Raw genomic sequence first — 13,806 nt, forward strand, 5'->3', positions numbered from 1 at the left:
GTCGACATCGGATGTCGAGGGCGACAACAGACAGTGAGGCAGCGATGAGTACCCCGAAGGTCGTCGTGGTCATGGGCGTCGCGGGCACCGGCAAGACCACCATCGGTCCCCTGCTCGCGGCCCGGCTCGGCGTCCCCTACGCCGAGGGCGACGACTTCCACCCCCCGGCCAACATCGCCAAGATGTCGGCCGGAACTCCGCTCACCGACGACGACCGGTGGCCGTGGCTGGACGCCATCGGCTCCTGGGCGCACGGGCGGGCGGGACTCGGCGGGGTGGTCAGCTGCTCGGCGCTGAAGCGGTCGTACCGCGACCGGCTGCGGGGCGAGGCGCCCGGGGTCGTCTTCGTGCACCTGGCGGGCGACCGCTCCCTCATCGAGGACCGGATGTCGCACCGGCGGGGGCACTTCATGCCCACCGCGCTCCTCGACTCGCAGTTCGCCACGCTCCAGCCCCTCCAGGAGGACGAGGCCGGGGTCGTGGTGGACGTGTCCGGCGGTCCGGAGGAGATCACCGGACGGGCCGCGAAGGCGCTCGCCGCACTCCCGTAACACCGCTCTTCACTCGCGCGACACCCCTCTGTCCCGCATCACCCCTCTCCCCGCATCACCCCTTTCCGAAGAACGTCCCCGTACCTGCAAGGGAAACCCCGTGACCAGACTCAGCGTCGAGATGCTGGCAGCGGACGCACCGGAGCCGATCACCTCGGCCGGTCACGCTCAGCTGGGCATCGCCGTCCTGGTGGGCATCGCCGTCATCGTGCTGCTCATCACCCAGTTCAAGCTCCACGCGTTCCTGTCGCTGACCCTGGGCACGCTCGTGCTCGGCGCTGTCGCCGGAGCGCCGCTCGACAAGACCATCCTCAGCTTCACCACCGGGCTCGGCACCACGGTCGCCGGCGTCGGCGTGCTGATCGCCCTCGGCGCGATCCTCGGCAAGATGCTCGCCGACTCGGGCGGGGCCGACCAGATCGTCGACACGATCCTCGCGAAGGCGGGCGGCCGTTCGATGCCGTGGGCGATGGTCCTGATCGCCTCCGTCATCGGGCTGCCGCTGTTCTTCGAGGTCGGCGTCGTGCTGCTGATCCCGGTCGTGCTGATGGTCGCCAAGCGCGGCAACTACTCCCTGATGCGGATCGGCATCCCGGCACTCGCGGGTCTGTCCGTGATGCACGGCCTGGTGCCGCCGCACCCCGGCCCGCTGGTGGCGATCGACGCGGTGCAGGCCAACCTCGGGGTGACCCTCGCGCTCGGCGTGCTGGTCGCCATCCCGACGGTGATCGTCGCGGGGCCGCTGTTCTCGAAGGTCGCGGCCCGCTGGGTGGACGTCCCCGCGCCCGACCGGATGATCCCGCAGCGTGCCTCGGAGGAACTGGACAAGCGCCCCGCCTTCGGCCCCACGCTCGCCACGATCCTCCTCCCGGTCGTCCTGATGCTCTCCAAGGCGCTGGTCGACATCGTGATCGACGACCCCGACCACACCGTGCAGCGCGTCTTCGACGTCGTCGGCTCCCCGCTGATCGCCCTGCTGGCCTCGGTCCTCGTGGGCATCTTCACGCTCCTGCGCCCCGCCGGCTTCGGCAAGGACCGCCTCACCCCGCTCGTCGAGAAGGGCCTCGCGCCGATCGCGGGCATCCTGCTGATCGTCGGCGCGGGCGGCGGCTTCAAGCAGACCCTGATCGACTCCGGTGTGGGTCAGATGGTCCTGGACATCTCCAAGGACTGGTCGATACCGGCGCTGCTGCTGGCCTGGCTGATAGCGGTGGCGATCCGCCTGGCCACGGGCTCGGCGACGGTGGCCACGGTCTCCGCGGCCGGCCTGGTGGCCCCGCTCGCCGCCGACATGTCGACCGCCCACACGGCCCTGCTCGTCCTCGCCATCGGCGCCGGCTCGCTCTTCTTCAGCCATGTCAACGACGCCGGGTTCTGGCTGGTCAAGGAGTACTTCGGTCTGAGCGTCGGTCAGACGGTCAAGACCTGGTCGATCATGGAGACGATCATCTCCGTGGTGGCGGGCGGTCTGGTGCTGCTGCTGTCGCTGGTCCTGTAGGGGTACGACCACGAGAGCACCCGAGCGGGCGAGGCACGGTTTCCGGCCTCGCCCGTCCGCCGTTGCCGGCCCGACCCCGGGGAGCCGGCGTCGAGGTGCCCTAGAGTCACCGCATGCGGCGAAGGACGGGACTGGCGGTGGCCGGGGCTGCGGCCCTTGTCTGGGGCGAGTGGGTGAACTGGCGCTGGTCCCGAGCACTGGTGGGGAACAGCGAGGGCGCCTCCGCGGCCGTGGTGGTGCTGGGCTACCGCAACTCCCGGACGACGGTGAACCTGGTCAACCGATGGCGCGTCCGTGCCGGGATCCGTTCGATCAGCGCCGACGGTGGGCACGGGACCCGCGTGATCTTCAGCGGCGGTACGACCGGCAGCGGCGCCACGGAGGCCCGGCTGATGGCCGACTACGCGAAGTCGGTGCTCGCGTTCGAGGGACCGGTGCTCCTGGAGGACCGTTCCACGACGACGTGGGAGAACATCACGAACGTGATCCCGCTGCTCGAGAACGTGGACCGCATCAAGATCGTCTCCCAGCCGGCTCACGCGCTCAAGGCCCGCGCGTACCTGCGGCGGCAGCGCCCGGATCTGGCGGCGCGGCTGGTGCGCGCGGACGACTACCGACCCGGCGAATGGATCGTCGTCAAACCGCTGCTGGCGTTGTACGGACTGTGGACGCTCCGCGGTCTGCGGGCCGACGAGCGGAGGCTCGCGCCGTAGCGAGCGGCTGTACGCAGTGTGAGGTCGCGCTTCGCGCTACGGCCGCCACAGGGGGTGCTCCCGTTCCGCCCACTCCCGGCTCACCGACCCCGTCCGCAGCCCTCGTCGGGCCTCCGGGTCGCCGAGGGCCATGCCGATGTGGCCCGCGAGGACGATTCCGATGGTCAGGGCCAGCCAGTCGTGGACGAAGGTCGCGCTGGTACGCCACTGGATCGGGGTGAGGTGGGTGAACCACATCAGCAGGCCGGTGCCGAGCATGACGAGGGTCGCGCCGGCGATCCAGGAGGCGTAGACCTTCTGGCCCGCGTTGAACTTGCCCGCCGGGCGGGAGGACCGGCGTTTGTCGCGGTGCAACGCGGCTCGCAGCCAGACCCGGTCGTGGGGGCCGAAGCGGTTCAGGAAGCCCAGGTCGGCGCGGAAGGCGCGGGAGGCCAGGCCGATGAGGACGGGTACCGGCAGGGCCAGGCCCGCCCATTCGTGGATGCGGACCACCAGCTCACGGCGGCCGACGAGTTCGGCGAACTGGGGGACGTAGAGAGCGGCCGCCGTCACCACGCAGACGCCCATCAGTGCGGCGGTCGCGCGGTGGACCCACTTCTGGCTGCGCCCGAAACGCCGGACGGGCGCCTGCGGTGCCGCGTCAACTCGTAGGATCATCATCCCGCCCGTTCGATCGGCCCACCCAGGCGTCCACGTCGTAGCCCCGGTCCTCCCAGTAGCCCGGCTTCACGTCCTCGGTGACGGTGATGCCGGACAGCCACTTGGCGGACTTGTAGAAGTACATCGGCGCCACGTAGAGGCGGACCGGGCCGCCGTGGGAGTGGCCGATGTCCTTGTCCTGCATGCGAAGGGCCACCAGGACGTCCGGGCGGCGGGCCTGGTCGAGGGTGAGGCTCTCGGTGTACGCCCCGTCGAAGCAGCTGAAGCGAACGGCCCCCGCCTTGGCGGTCACTCCGGCGGCGTCCAGCAGCGCGGAGAGCCGTACGCCTTCGAACGGCGTGTCCGGGACCCGCCAGCCTGTCACGCACTGCACGTCCTTGACCAGCCGGGTCTGGGGCAGCGCCCGCAGGTCGGCCAGGGTGTACGTCCGCGGGTGCGAGACCAGACCGTCGATCTTGAGCTGGTAGTTCCCGGCGTTCCTGTGCGGCACCGACGACGTCACGGAGTAGTAGCGGAAGCCGCCGCCGTTGGGGAGCAGGCCCGTCAGACCGGTGGGGTCCTTGTCGGCGGCGCTGCCGAGGAAGGCCTCCAGGCCGCGTTGCAGGGTGGGCGCGGCGACCACGCCGAGAGCGCCCAGGCCGAGAGTGCCGAGGAAGACACGGCGGCCGATCGGCGTACCGCGGTGCTCCTCGGGCTGTTCGGAGTTCACCTACTCATTCGAACACCCGCGAGGCCTGCGGGACCAGGACTCGCGGGGGCTCGTCAGACTTCCGTAACCACTTCTCACCCGGTTCTCAGCGAGCCTCCGGTACGCGGAGGGTCGCGACGAGGATTACGACGTCTCCCCCGCCGCCTTCTCCAGCTGGAACGCCTCGTTGCCGAGCCCGATCCGGGCGTGGGCCTCGGGCCTGCGGGCCCGCAGGAGCAGGCCCTGCGCCAGGCCCACCAGCACGGCAAGGCCGATGATGCCGGGCAGCACCCAGCTCAGCGAGGAGCCCGGGCCCGCGCCGACCAGGACGTCGAAGTCCTTCACGGTGTAGACGGCGATCACCAGCAGGGCGATCCCCGCGACGACCGAGGTGACCAGGCGCCAGGCCTGGGCACCGGCCGCACCGCGCCGGACGAAGAACACGACCACGGACGCGGAGGCCGCCGCCATCAGCACGATCACACCGAGGGAGCCGATGTTGCCGAACCAGGTGAAAAGGTGCAGGACCGGCACGGTCGGGTCACCCGTGGGCTTGTCGTCGGCGATCGCGAAGACGGCCACGACCACCACGGACACGGCGGTCTGGAGCAGCGAGCCGGTGCCGGGCGCGCCGCTCGCGCTGTTGGTGCGGCCGAAGGCGGCGGGCAGCAGGCCCTCGCGGCCCATCGCGAAGGCGTAGCGGGCGACGACGTTGTGGAAGCTGAGCAGGGCCGCGAACATGCCGGTCACGAAGAGGAAGTGCAGGACGTCGGTGAACGTGCCGCCGAGCCGGGACTCGGTGAGGCCGAAGAGCAGTCCGGCGCTCTGCTTCTGGGACTCGGCGACGATCGCCGACGGGCCGGTGGCGACGGTGAGGGCCCAGCTGCTGAGCGCGAAGAACACGGCGACCCCGCTGACGGCCAGGAACATCACGCGCGGCACGAGGATGTGCGGCCGACTGGTCTCCTCGGCGTACACGGGCGCCTGCTCGAAGCCCGTGAAGGCCGCGATGCAGAAGCACAGGGCGGTGGCGACGCCGGCGCCGCTGAGGGTGTCCGGGTTGAAGGCGTGCAGCGACAGGCCCTGGGCCGCCGGGTCGGCGACGGCGGCGATGTCGAAGGTGACGACCAGGGCGACCTCGATGATCAGCAGGACACCGAGCACGCGCGCGTTGACATCGATCTTGAGCCAGCCCAGCGCGCCGACGACCAGGGCGGCCACCAGCGCCGGTATCCACCAGGCCACCGACAGGTCGGCGTAGGTGGCGAGCAGGCTGGAGACCTCGAAGCCGAAGATGCCGTAGATGCCGACCTGGAGGGCGTTGTAGGCGACCAGGGCGACGAGGGCCGCGCTCGCCCCGGCGGTGCCGCCGAGGCCGCGGGAGATGTAGGCGTAGAAGGCACCGGCGTTGTGGACGTGCCGGCTCATCTCGGCGTAACCGACGCTGAACAGGACCAGGACGACGCCGAGGATGACGAAGAGGAGGGGCTGGCCGACGATCCCCATCACTGCGAATGTAGTGGGCATGACACCCGCGACGACCATGAGAGGGGCGGTCGCCGCGAGGACGGAGAGCAGCAGGCCCCCGGTGCCGAGCCGGCCGGCCCGCAGCGCGCGGTCCTGCCCCTTGAACGTACTGATGCCTGGTCTGCTCTTGCTGGAACTCTCGGTGGCCATGGGGACCGTCCTTCTGGGGTTCGGGGGTGTCACACCGTGCCGAGCGCGGTGTCGCGGGCGGCACGGAAGGCGGAGTACGGCTCGCGGTCCGGATAGGACCAGGGGGCCGGGGTGGGGCGTTCGCCGATGCGGTGGAAGAGGGCGGCGGCCTCGGCGCCGCGGCCCTCGCAGACCTTCGCGTGGGCGAGGAAGTTGAGGTCGACCAGGCGGCGGGGATGGCCCTCGTGCTCCCATTCCAGCCACCAGTCGAAGGCCGCCTTCATCACCTGCCGGGCCCGGCGGCCGGTCCAGTGGGCGGAGGCGGCGGGGTCGTGCGGCTCGTGCCCGGCGGCGGCCAGGGCACGGTAGCGCTCGGTGTGCGCGATGACCGGCAGGATCGCGAGCGGTGAGTCGGCGGGGGCCTGTTCGGCGGCCCAGTTGGCGAAGTCGTAGACCTCGTGCAGCGGGTCGGGGCCGGTGTCGGCCCGGCGCTCGGCGAGCCGGGCGACCATCAGGTGGTGGGCGTGGTGGTGGTCGGCGTGCCGCCGTCGGATCTCACCGAAGACGTGGGCCACCTCGTCCGCCGCCCCGAGGTCCCGCTCCAGCATCAGCAGGCCGAGCCAGGGGGTCGGGTCGGCGGGCGCGAGGCCGGCCGCGGTCCGGCAGGCCTCGCGGGCGGCGACGGGCTTGCCCTTGCCCCGCCGGACGCGCTGGACCAGCGCGAGGGCGAGCAGTACGGCGGCGTCGGCGGAGTCCGGCTCGGCCACCAGCCAGTCCCTGGCCCAGGCGTCGCTGTACGGCTCGGCCGCGAGCACCGTGACCCGGTGGCCCCGCCGGTCCCACTCATCACCTGTCCGGGTGAGCAACGCCCGGGCCGCCTGCCACCTGCCCTGCGCCAACGCGGCGCGCACGTCGATGAGTTCGGCGTCGTCGAGGGCCGCGTCGAAGGCCTGGGAGGCGCGTTTCCGACTGCGGCCGAAGGGGGGTGGGGGCGGGGACACCGTGTGGGTTTTCCTCACGGAACATGGCACGTGGCCGGTGGGGCGGAAGGGGGTGAGGGGGCAGGTGGGGCGGAAAGGAGTGCCAGGGGGTGACGGGGTGGGTGCGGGCCGGGTGAAAGGCGGGATGCCTGGGAGGATGCGGGCAGGCCGACGGTCAACGCGGGCAGGTCGGGGTGCCGATTCGCACGGCCATCGACTGATCACGGACAGCCAACCCCCCGCCTATGGTTTGAGTCAAGGGTCGAAGGCGCATTACACGCGTCAACTCTCCACGCCCGAGAGGAAGTTGTGGCGATGCGGTGCTGGTGGGGCGGGGTCAAGGCCCCGCTTCTGTGGCGTACGCCATGGCGCCGCCCTTCCCGGCACCGCACCATGGCGGGACACCCCGCCGCCGAGAAGGGTTCGGCGGCCGAGTCGACGGCCCGAATCCGGGTACTCCCAGGGGCATGCCGGACGCTGGGACGCTACAGTCGGCGACAACCACCCCGCCGCCCGGCCGGACGATCGAGGTACGCAGCGTGTCGGTTCTGGTTCTGATTCTCGCCGTGAGTGCTGCCTGCTGCCTGGGCTTCGGCTTCGTGCTGCAGCAGAACGCGGCCCGTCAGGCCCCGCTGAGCGACTTCCTCTCCCCCCGGCTGCTCCTCGACCTCGTGAAGGTACCGCGCTGGCTCGGTGGCATCGGGCTGATGGTGGTCGGCATGGTGCTGGGCGCCATCGCGCTCGGTCAGGGCGAGGTCTCCCTGGTCGAACCCCTGCTCGCCACGAACCTGCTGTTCGCCCTCGGCCTCTCCCGCAGGCAGACCAAGCAGCCCCTGGGCCGCCAGGGCTGGGCGGGGCTCGCGCTGCTGGCGGGCGGGGTGACCGCGTTCATCGTGGCGGGCGAGCCGCGCGGTGGTACGGCGGTCACCGATCCCTTCCGCCACTGGCTGATCATCGGCGTCATGATCGGCCTGGCCCTGCTGCTCACGACCTACGCCAAGCGCTCCCGGCTCAGTGCGGGGCCGGTCCTGCTGGCCCTGGCGGCCGGTCTGCTCTACGGCGTACAGGACGCCCTCACCCGGGTCAGCGGCCAGCGCTTCTCCGCGAGCGGCCTCGCCGAGCTGCTGACCGGCTGGCAGCCGTACGCCGTGCTGGCCCTCGGCATCACCGGGCTCGTCCTGGTGCAGAGCGCCTTCGAGACCGCGCCGCTGCGGATGTCGCTGCCCGCGCTGACCGCGGCCCAGCCGCTCGCCGGCATCGTGTGCGGGGTGGGCTTCCTGGGCGACCGCCTGCGCACCGACACCGCCGCGCTGACCTGGGAGGCGGTGGGGCTCGCGGCCATCGTCGCGGGCATCGTGCTGCTGGGGATGCATCCCGCGATGCCCCGCGGAGCCGACCGGTCGGAACCCACACGGAATCTTCAGCCGAGCTGAGGGGATCCCTGCACGGACGCCCCCCGAGCATGGCCCCGTACCCCTGCTTGGATGGGGGACATGAGCGCTGCTGACGAGATCGTCGACGAAGACGACAACGTCGTCGCACAGTCACCGCGTGGTGAGGCATACGCCCAGGGCCTGCGTCATCGCTGTGTCTTCATCCAGGCCAGGGACGCCGAGGGGCGGCTCTTCGTCCATCGCCGCACGCCCACCAAGCTGGTCTTCCCGTCCCTCTACGACATGTTCGTGGGCGGCGTGGTCGGCGCGGGCGAGTCCTACGACGACGCGGCCCTGCGCGAGGCCGAGGAGGAACTGGGCGTGACGGGCCTGCCCCGACCGGAGTTCCTCTTCAAGTTCCTGTACGCCGACGGCGCCGGCCACACCTGGTGGTCCGCGGTGTACGAGGTCCGCTGCGAGCTCCCGGTCAGTCCCCAGGTCGAGGAGGTCGCCTGGCACGACTTCCTGACCGAGGACGAGGTGGAGCTGCGGCTGCGGGACTGGGCGTGGGTCCCGGACGGGCTGGCGGCCTACGAGCGGCTCAGGGCGTACCGGTCGATGGGCTGACCGCCGGGAGCGCCACCGTGACGCGCAGCCCGCCGCCAGGGCGTGGGGCCAGGGCGAGCGTTCCGTCGTGGGCGTGGGTGATGGTCTTCACGATGGCCAGTCCGAGCCCCACGCCCGCGTGATCGGTGTGCACGCGCTCGGTGCCGCGCTGGAACGGTTCGGTGAGCGTCGCGGCCAGCTCCGGGGTGAGCCGATCGCCGGTGTTCTCGGCCGTGAGCACCACCGCCCCGGGGCTGACGCCGGTCGTGACCCGCACGGTGCCCCCCTCGGGCAGGTTATGGACGATCGCGTTGTGCAGGAGGTTCGTCGTGAGCTGGAGCAGGAGCGCGTGGGACCCGTTGGTGGGGGCGGCGTCCCCGCCGGTCTCAAGGGTGACCCCGTGCTTCTCCGCCAGCGGCAGAAGTTCCTCGGTGGCCTCTTCCGCGAGGAGGGAGAGGTCGACGGGTTCTCGGGTGAAGGACCGCTGGTTGACGCGGCTGAGCAGGAGCAGTGCCTCCGTGAGGTCGATCGCCCGGGCGTTGACGGAGTGAAGGCGTGCGATGACTTCGCCGGTGTCGGCGTGCGGGTCGGCGCGGGCCACGTCGAGCAGGGCCTTCGAGATGGCCAGCGGGGTGCGCAGCTCGTGCGAGGCGTTGGCCGCGAATCTCTGCTGCTCGGCGACATGCGCCTCCAGCCGGGCCAGCATCGCGTCGAAGGCGTCGGCGAGTTCGCGGAACTCGTCCTTGTGACCCGGCAGCAGGATCCGGTGGGAGAGCGATCCGTGGGTGGCCAGGCGGGTGGCCTCCGCGATGCGGGTCAGCGGGGCGAGCATCCGGCCGGCGAGGATCCACCCGCCCACGAGGCCGAACACCAGCAGGAACGCCAGCACCGCGGCCGCCCTCGGGGCGAAGACCTCCAGCAGGGCGGACCGGATGGGGAAGACACCGCCCGTGGGTCCGTCGTCGGGGTTGTAGAGCATCGCGCGGTTGGGGACGTAGCGCAGCAGGAACAGCCACACCGCGGCGAGCAGCAGGAGGCCCGCGACCATGAGGAACCCCGCGTAGCTGAGGGTGAGTTTGAGGCGGACGCTCAGCCCCGGCTGCCTGTCCACGGTCCGCTCCCTGCTTGCCGGCCGGCCTCGTGTCGCGGGTCGGCGTTCTCGTCTCGTGCGGGCGATGTCGCGGGCTTTGGCGTCCAGCCAGGTGCCGTGGACGGCCTCCGCCGGACCGGGCTCGTCCTCGACCGTCAGCACTCGCATGGTCCCGATACTACGAACCGGCGCATATCGCCGGTGTATCGAAATCCGCATACGGCCCGGCAACATCGCGTCGCCTTGGCTTATGGCATGACGCGGAACCCCGGACGGCGTGACGGTCGACGACGGCTGCCCGCGCACCGCCCCCGCCCGGGACCCGAGGACGCGGCAGTGACCAGCAGTGACCAGCAGTGAGCAAGGACGGACGACGATGACACAGGTGGACACGGCGGAGAGCGGACAGGACGGCGAGCACCGCCAGGACACCGGCTCCTGGACCCCGCGTGCCGGAGCCGGTGTCCGCCGGGCGGTCCTGGCCGTCGCCCGCCCCGGGCCCTGGAGGCGCGGCCCGCTGCTCACCGCGTCGGCGCTGCTGCTCGGCCTGCTGATGCTGCTGCACGGGAGTGTCCCGAACCGGATCGGGCAGCTCGGCAGTCTGGTGGAGACGTTCCTGCCGTGGTTCGGCCTGTTCGTCCCGGTGCTGCTGGCCGGGGCGCTGTGGCGCCGCTCCGCCTCCGCGGTGGTCGCGCTGCTGCTGCCGGTCGTGGTGTGGCTGAACCTCTTCGGAGGGCTGCTCGGCGACAGGTCCCACACCGGCGGTGACCTGACCCTGGTCAGCCACAACGTCGGCGCCGACAACCCCGACCCGACGGCCACCGCCCGCGACCTGGCCGCCTCCGGAGCGGACGTGCTGGCGCTGGAGGAGATCACCCCCGAGGCCACGGGCACCTACGAGAAGGAACTGGCGGGGGCGTACCCGTTCCACGCCGTGCGGGGGACGGTCGGGCTGTGGAGCAGGCTCCCGCTGTCGGACACCCGGCGGGTCGACATCGACATGGACTACGGGCCGCTGGCCGACACCAAGCCGGTCGACACGACCGCGACGCGGGCGCTACGCACGACGGTGACCACGGACCGGGGGCCGCTGGTGGTCTACGTGGCCCACCTGGCGTCCGTGCGGGTGACGCCCAGGGACGGCTTCGGTACGGCCCAGCGGGACCGGGGCGTACAGGCGATCGGCCGGGCCGTCGCCGCCGAGCGGAACGAGCGGGTGGTGGTGCTCGGCGACCTGAACGGCACCCTGGACGACCGCGCGTTCACCGCACTGGGCGCGCGGATGACCTCGGCCCAGGACGCGGCCGGGGACGGCTTCGGCTTCACCTGGCCGGCCGGGTTCCCGCTGGCGCGGATCGACCAGATCCTGGTCAGGGGGGTGCGGCCGGAGAGCTCCTGGGTCCTTCCGGCCACCGGGAGCGACCATCTGCCGGTGGCGGCGAGGATCAGTTGGTGAACGCCCCGGGAGCACCGGTGAGCACCGGCAACGCCCTTTGACGGCGGGGCCGATAGGCTCGTGCGCGTGATCGATTTTGCACGGAACGTCCGCGTCTGGTTCGCCCCCGAGGAGGTCCGGCAGGAGGGCCGTACCCCCGACTACCGGTTCTCGCTGGCCAACGAGCGCACCTTCCTGGCCTGGCTGCGGACGGCGCTCGCGCTCATCGGCGGAGGCTTCGCCGTGGACCAGTTCCTGCCGGATCTGCGCTGGGGGTGGCGGGTCGGGCTGGCGCTCGCGCTGCTTGCGGCGGGCGTGCTGTGCTCGTTGCGGGCGGTCAATCACTGGGTGCGGTGCGAGCGGGCGATGCGGCGGGGCGAGGATCTGCCGGTGTCGCGGTTCCCGGCGTTGCTGAGCGTGGTGGTCGCGGTGGTGGCCGTGGCCATGGTCTTCGTGGTGCTGGTCGGGTGGGAGGGATGAGCGAGGGCGCCGCCGCGGACCGCGACCCGGGGCTCCAGCCCGAACGCACCCGCCTCGCCTGGCGCCGTACGACCCTCTCGGGCACCGTCTCCGCCGTACTCGCGGTGAAGACGGCCCTGCACGGCGGCCCGTCCCCGGCCGCCCTCGTGGCGTGTGCCCTGTGCTGCGCGCTGTGGCTCGCCTTCCTCTACCTTGCCCACCGCCGCATCCGCACCCTGTCCTCGTCCGACACCCCGCCGACCCTGACCCCTCGGGCCGCCACGACAGCAGTGCTGTGCACGGTGGCGATGGCGGTGTGCGGGGCGGCCCTGGTGTTCTGAACAGAGCCACGCCGCCCCGGCGACGCGACCGCGCACTCGACCACCGTGGACCCGCCGCGCCCCCTCACCCGTGCCCCCCACCTGCGCACGCGCCGTACCCCCGCCACCCACCCAGCCTCAGTCCCAGCCCTCACCCCCACCGGGCACACCCACGCCACGCGCACCGAATCGCCCGATATGCACCCCACCCGTGGCAGCCTGTCCGACGTCATCGCCCGTCGCTTCGAAGGTGAGCACCATGACCACCCTCCACCACGAGCACGCCTCCCACTCGCACACGCACGGCTCGGACTGCGGACACACCGAGGTGCCGCACGAGGACCACGTCGACTACGCGCACGACGGGCACCTGCACCGCGAGCACGAGGGGCACTGGGACGAGTGCGAGCCGGGCGGGCACGTGTCCCACGAGGAGCACGACCACCGGCACGGCCAGGACTGCGGACACGAGAGCGTGCTGCACGGCGATCACGTCGACTACCTCCACGACGGCCACCGCCACGCCGCCCACGAGGGCCACTGGGACGACCACTGACCGGGGCGAGAACCGCCAAAGAAGCACAGCACACAGCCGACAGGCACCGCCGACAGCTCCCCGCCGCATCCGCGTGGGGAGCTGTCGGCCTATCGTGGGCCGGATCACGTTCACCGTTCCCCCTGGACGACATACCGACCAGTCGGCATGATGGTCCTTACCCGTTCACGCGCGCGTAAGGAGCCCCGATGAGTCCCGACCATCCGCCAGGCCTCGATCTCGACCGGCTGCGCGGCCTGCTCGACCTGGAGCGGCCCGGCCTGGTGCAGGGCCCCCTGACCGGCCGGCTGATCGAGGGCGGACGGTCGAACCTGACGTACGCGGTGTCGGACGGCACCACGAAGTGGGTCGTACGGCGGCCCCCGCTCGGCCATGTCCTGGCCACCGCGCACGACATGAAGCGCGAGCACCGGGTCATCAGCGCCCTGCACCCAACGGACGTGCCGGTGCCGCGCCCGGTCCTGCTGTGCGAGGACGAGAAGGTGCTCGGATCGCCCTTCTACGTCATGGACTTCGTCGAGGGCACCCCGTACCGCACCGCCGACCAGCTCGCCCCCTTGGGCCCCGAGCGCACCCGTGACGCCGTGCTGTCCCTGGTCGACACCCTCGTCGAGCTGCACGCGGTGGACCCCGCGGAGGTCGGGCTCGCGGACTTCGGGCGCCCGGAGGGCTTCCTGGACCGCCAGCTGCGCCGCTGGGGCAAGCAGCTGGACGCCTCCCGCAACCGCGACCTGGCCGGTATCGACGAGCTGCACGCGGCCCTCGGCCGCCACCTGCCGCAGTCCCCCGCCGCCACCGTCGTGCACGGCGACTACCGGCTCGACAACGTCCTGATGGGCGATGACCGCATCAAGGCGATCCTCGACTGGGAGATGTCCACCCTCGGCGACCCGCTCACCGACCTGGGCCTGCTGGTGATGTACAGCCTGCCGCTGGGCATGCCCGAGTCCCCGGTCTCCACGACCGCCGAGGCCCCCGGCCACCCGGATCCGGCCGAACTGGTCGCGCGGTACGCCGAGCGCTCGGGCCGGGACGTCTCGGCGGTGTCCTGGTACACGGCGTTCGCCTGGTTCAAGCTCGCCGTGATCCTGGAGGGCATCCACTACCGCTACACCCTGGGCCAGACGGTCGGCGGCGGTTTCGACCGCATCGGCGACCTCGTCCCGGTCTTCATCCAGCACGGTCTGACCACGCTTCACGACGGCATCCAGGAAGGCTGAT

At 71.7% G+C, this 13,806-nt stretch carries 15 protein-coding genes; 10 read left to right on the plus strand and 5 right to left on the minus strand.

The features are described 5' to 3' along the window. Positions 1-44 precede the first annotated feature (44 nt). The 3 genes from H293_RS0110130 (at position 45) to H293_RS0110140 (ending at position 2,762) form a co-directional block, all read left to right on the plus strand. Positions 45-551 carry a gluconokinase gene (locus H293_RS0110130; RefSeq protein ID WP_020117758.1) on the plus strand — a complete coding sequence of 169 codons (507 nt, stop codon included), beginning with the start codon at positions 45-47 and terminating at the stop codon, positions 549-551. A 100-nt stretch (positions 552-651) separates the two neighbouring features. Further along, positions 652-2,049 (plus strand): GntP family permease, encoded by a 1,398-nt coding sequence (locus H293_RS0110135; protein WP_020117759.1) that lies wholly within the window; start codon positions 652-654, stop codon positions 2,047-2,049. A gap of 113 nt (positions 2,050-2,162) precedes the next feature. Then, positions 2,163-2,762 (plus strand): YdcF family protein, encoded by a 600-nt coding sequence (locus H293_RS0110140; protein WP_028807716.1) that lies wholly within the window; start codon positions 2,163-2,165, stop codon positions 2,760-2,762. 36 nt (positions 2,763-2,798) lie between these two features. Here the strand turns inward: H293_RS0110140 and H293_RS0110145 are convergent, their stop codons facing one another. From H293_RS0110145 to H293_RS0110160, 4 genes are all read right to left on the minus strand, one after another. Beyond that, entirely contained in the window at positions 2,799-3,419 is a 621-nt protein-coding gene (locus tag H293_RS0110145; protein ID WP_028807717.1) for a cytochrome b/b6 domain-containing protein, read from the minus strand. Continuing rightward, a complete protein-coding gene (locus H293_RS0110150) occupies positions 3,403-4,131 on the minus strand; it encodes a molybdopterin-dependent oxidoreductase (protein ID WP_020117762.1) in 729 nt (242 codons plus the stop codon). The genes H293_RS0110145 and H293_RS0110150 overlap by 17 nt, the downstream gene beginning before the upstream one ends. A 123-nt stretch (positions 4,132-4,254) precedes the next feature. Next, the gene (locus H293_RS0110155) at positions 4,255-5,787 is read right to left on the minus strand and encodes an APC family permease (protein WP_020117763.1); all 1,533 of its coding nucleotides are present in this window, start codon (positions 5,785-5,787) and stop codon (positions 4,255-4,257) included. 29 nt (positions 5,788-5,816) lie between these two features. Beyond that, positions 5,817-6,767, minus strand: a complete 951-nt coding sequence (locus tag H293_RS0110160; protein WP_020117764.1) for a hypothetical protein — start codon at positions 6,765-6,767, stop codon at positions 5,817-5,819. Between the two features lie 518 nt (positions 6,768-7,285). Between H293_RS0110160 and H293_RS0110165 the strand changes: the two genes are divergently transcribed. Further along, positions 7,286-8,179 (plus strand): DMT family transporter, encoded by an 894-nt coding sequence (locus H293_RS0110165; protein ID WP_020117765.1) that lies wholly within the window; start codon positions 7,286-7,288, stop codon positions 8,177-8,179. Positions 8,180-8,239: 60 nt separating this feature from the next. Further along, the gene (locus H293_RS0110170) at positions 8,240-8,746 is read left to right on the plus strand and encodes an NUDIX hydrolase (RefSeq protein WP_020117766.1); all 507 of its coding nucleotides are present in this window, start codon (positions 8,240-8,242) and stop codon (positions 8,744-8,746) included. Here H293_RS0110170 and H293_RS0110175 read toward each other — a convergent pair. Next, positions 8,721-9,818 carry a sensor histidine kinase gene (locus tag H293_RS0110175; protein WP_051138080.1) on the minus strand — a complete coding sequence of 366 codons (1,098 nt, stop codon included), beginning with the start codon at positions 9,816-9,818 and terminating at the stop codon, positions 8,721-8,723. The genes H293_RS0110170 and H293_RS0110175 overlap by 26 nt on opposite strands. 373 nt (positions 9,819-10,191) lie before the next feature. Here H293_RS0110175 and H293_RS0110180 point away from each other — a divergent pair, with 373 nt between their 5' ends. The 5 genes from H293_RS0110180 to H293_RS0110200 all read left to right on the plus strand — a co-directional run bounded on the left by H293_RS0110180 (position 10,192) and on the right by H293_RS0110200 (position 13,805). After that, positions 10,192-11,271: an endonuclease/exonuclease/phosphatase family protein gene (locus tag H293_RS0110180; RefSeq protein WP_020117768.1), complete on the plus strand. Its 1,080-nt coding sequence runs from the start codon at positions 10,192-10,194 to the stop codon at positions 11,269-11,271. 66 nt (positions 11,272-11,337) lie between these two features. Next, on the plus strand, positions 11,338-11,730 hold the full coding sequence (locus H293_RS0110185) for a YidH family protein (protein ID WP_028807719.1): 393 nt from the start codon (positions 11,338-11,340) through the stop codon (positions 11,728-11,730). Further along, positions 11,727-12,050: a DUF202 domain-containing protein gene (locus H293_RS0110190; protein WP_020117770.1), complete on the plus strand. Its 324-nt coding sequence runs from the start codon at positions 11,727-11,729 to the stop codon at positions 12,048-12,050. Before H293_RS0110185 ends, H293_RS0110190 begins: the two co-directional genes overlap by 4 nt. A 238-nt stretch (positions 12,051-12,288) precedes the next feature. Further along, on the plus strand, positions 12,289-12,585 hold the full coding sequence (locus H293_RS0110195; protein WP_020117771.1) for a hypothetical protein: 297 nt from the start codon (positions 12,289-12,291) through the stop codon (positions 12,583-12,585). 188 nt (positions 12,586-12,773) lie between these two features. Then, complete coding sequence (locus H293_RS0110200; RefSeq protein ID WP_020117772.1) at positions 12,774-13,805, plus strand: phosphotransferase family protein; 1,032 nt, start codon at positions 12,774-12,776, stop codon at positions 13,803-13,805. Position 13,806 lies beyond the last annotated feature (1 nt).

Source organism: Streptomyces canus 299MFChir4.1 (genome assembly GCF_000383615.1).
GTDB classification, from domain to species: domain Bacteria; phylum Actinomycetota; class Actinomycetes; order Streptomycetales; family Streptomycetaceae; genus Streptomyces; species Streptomyces canus_C.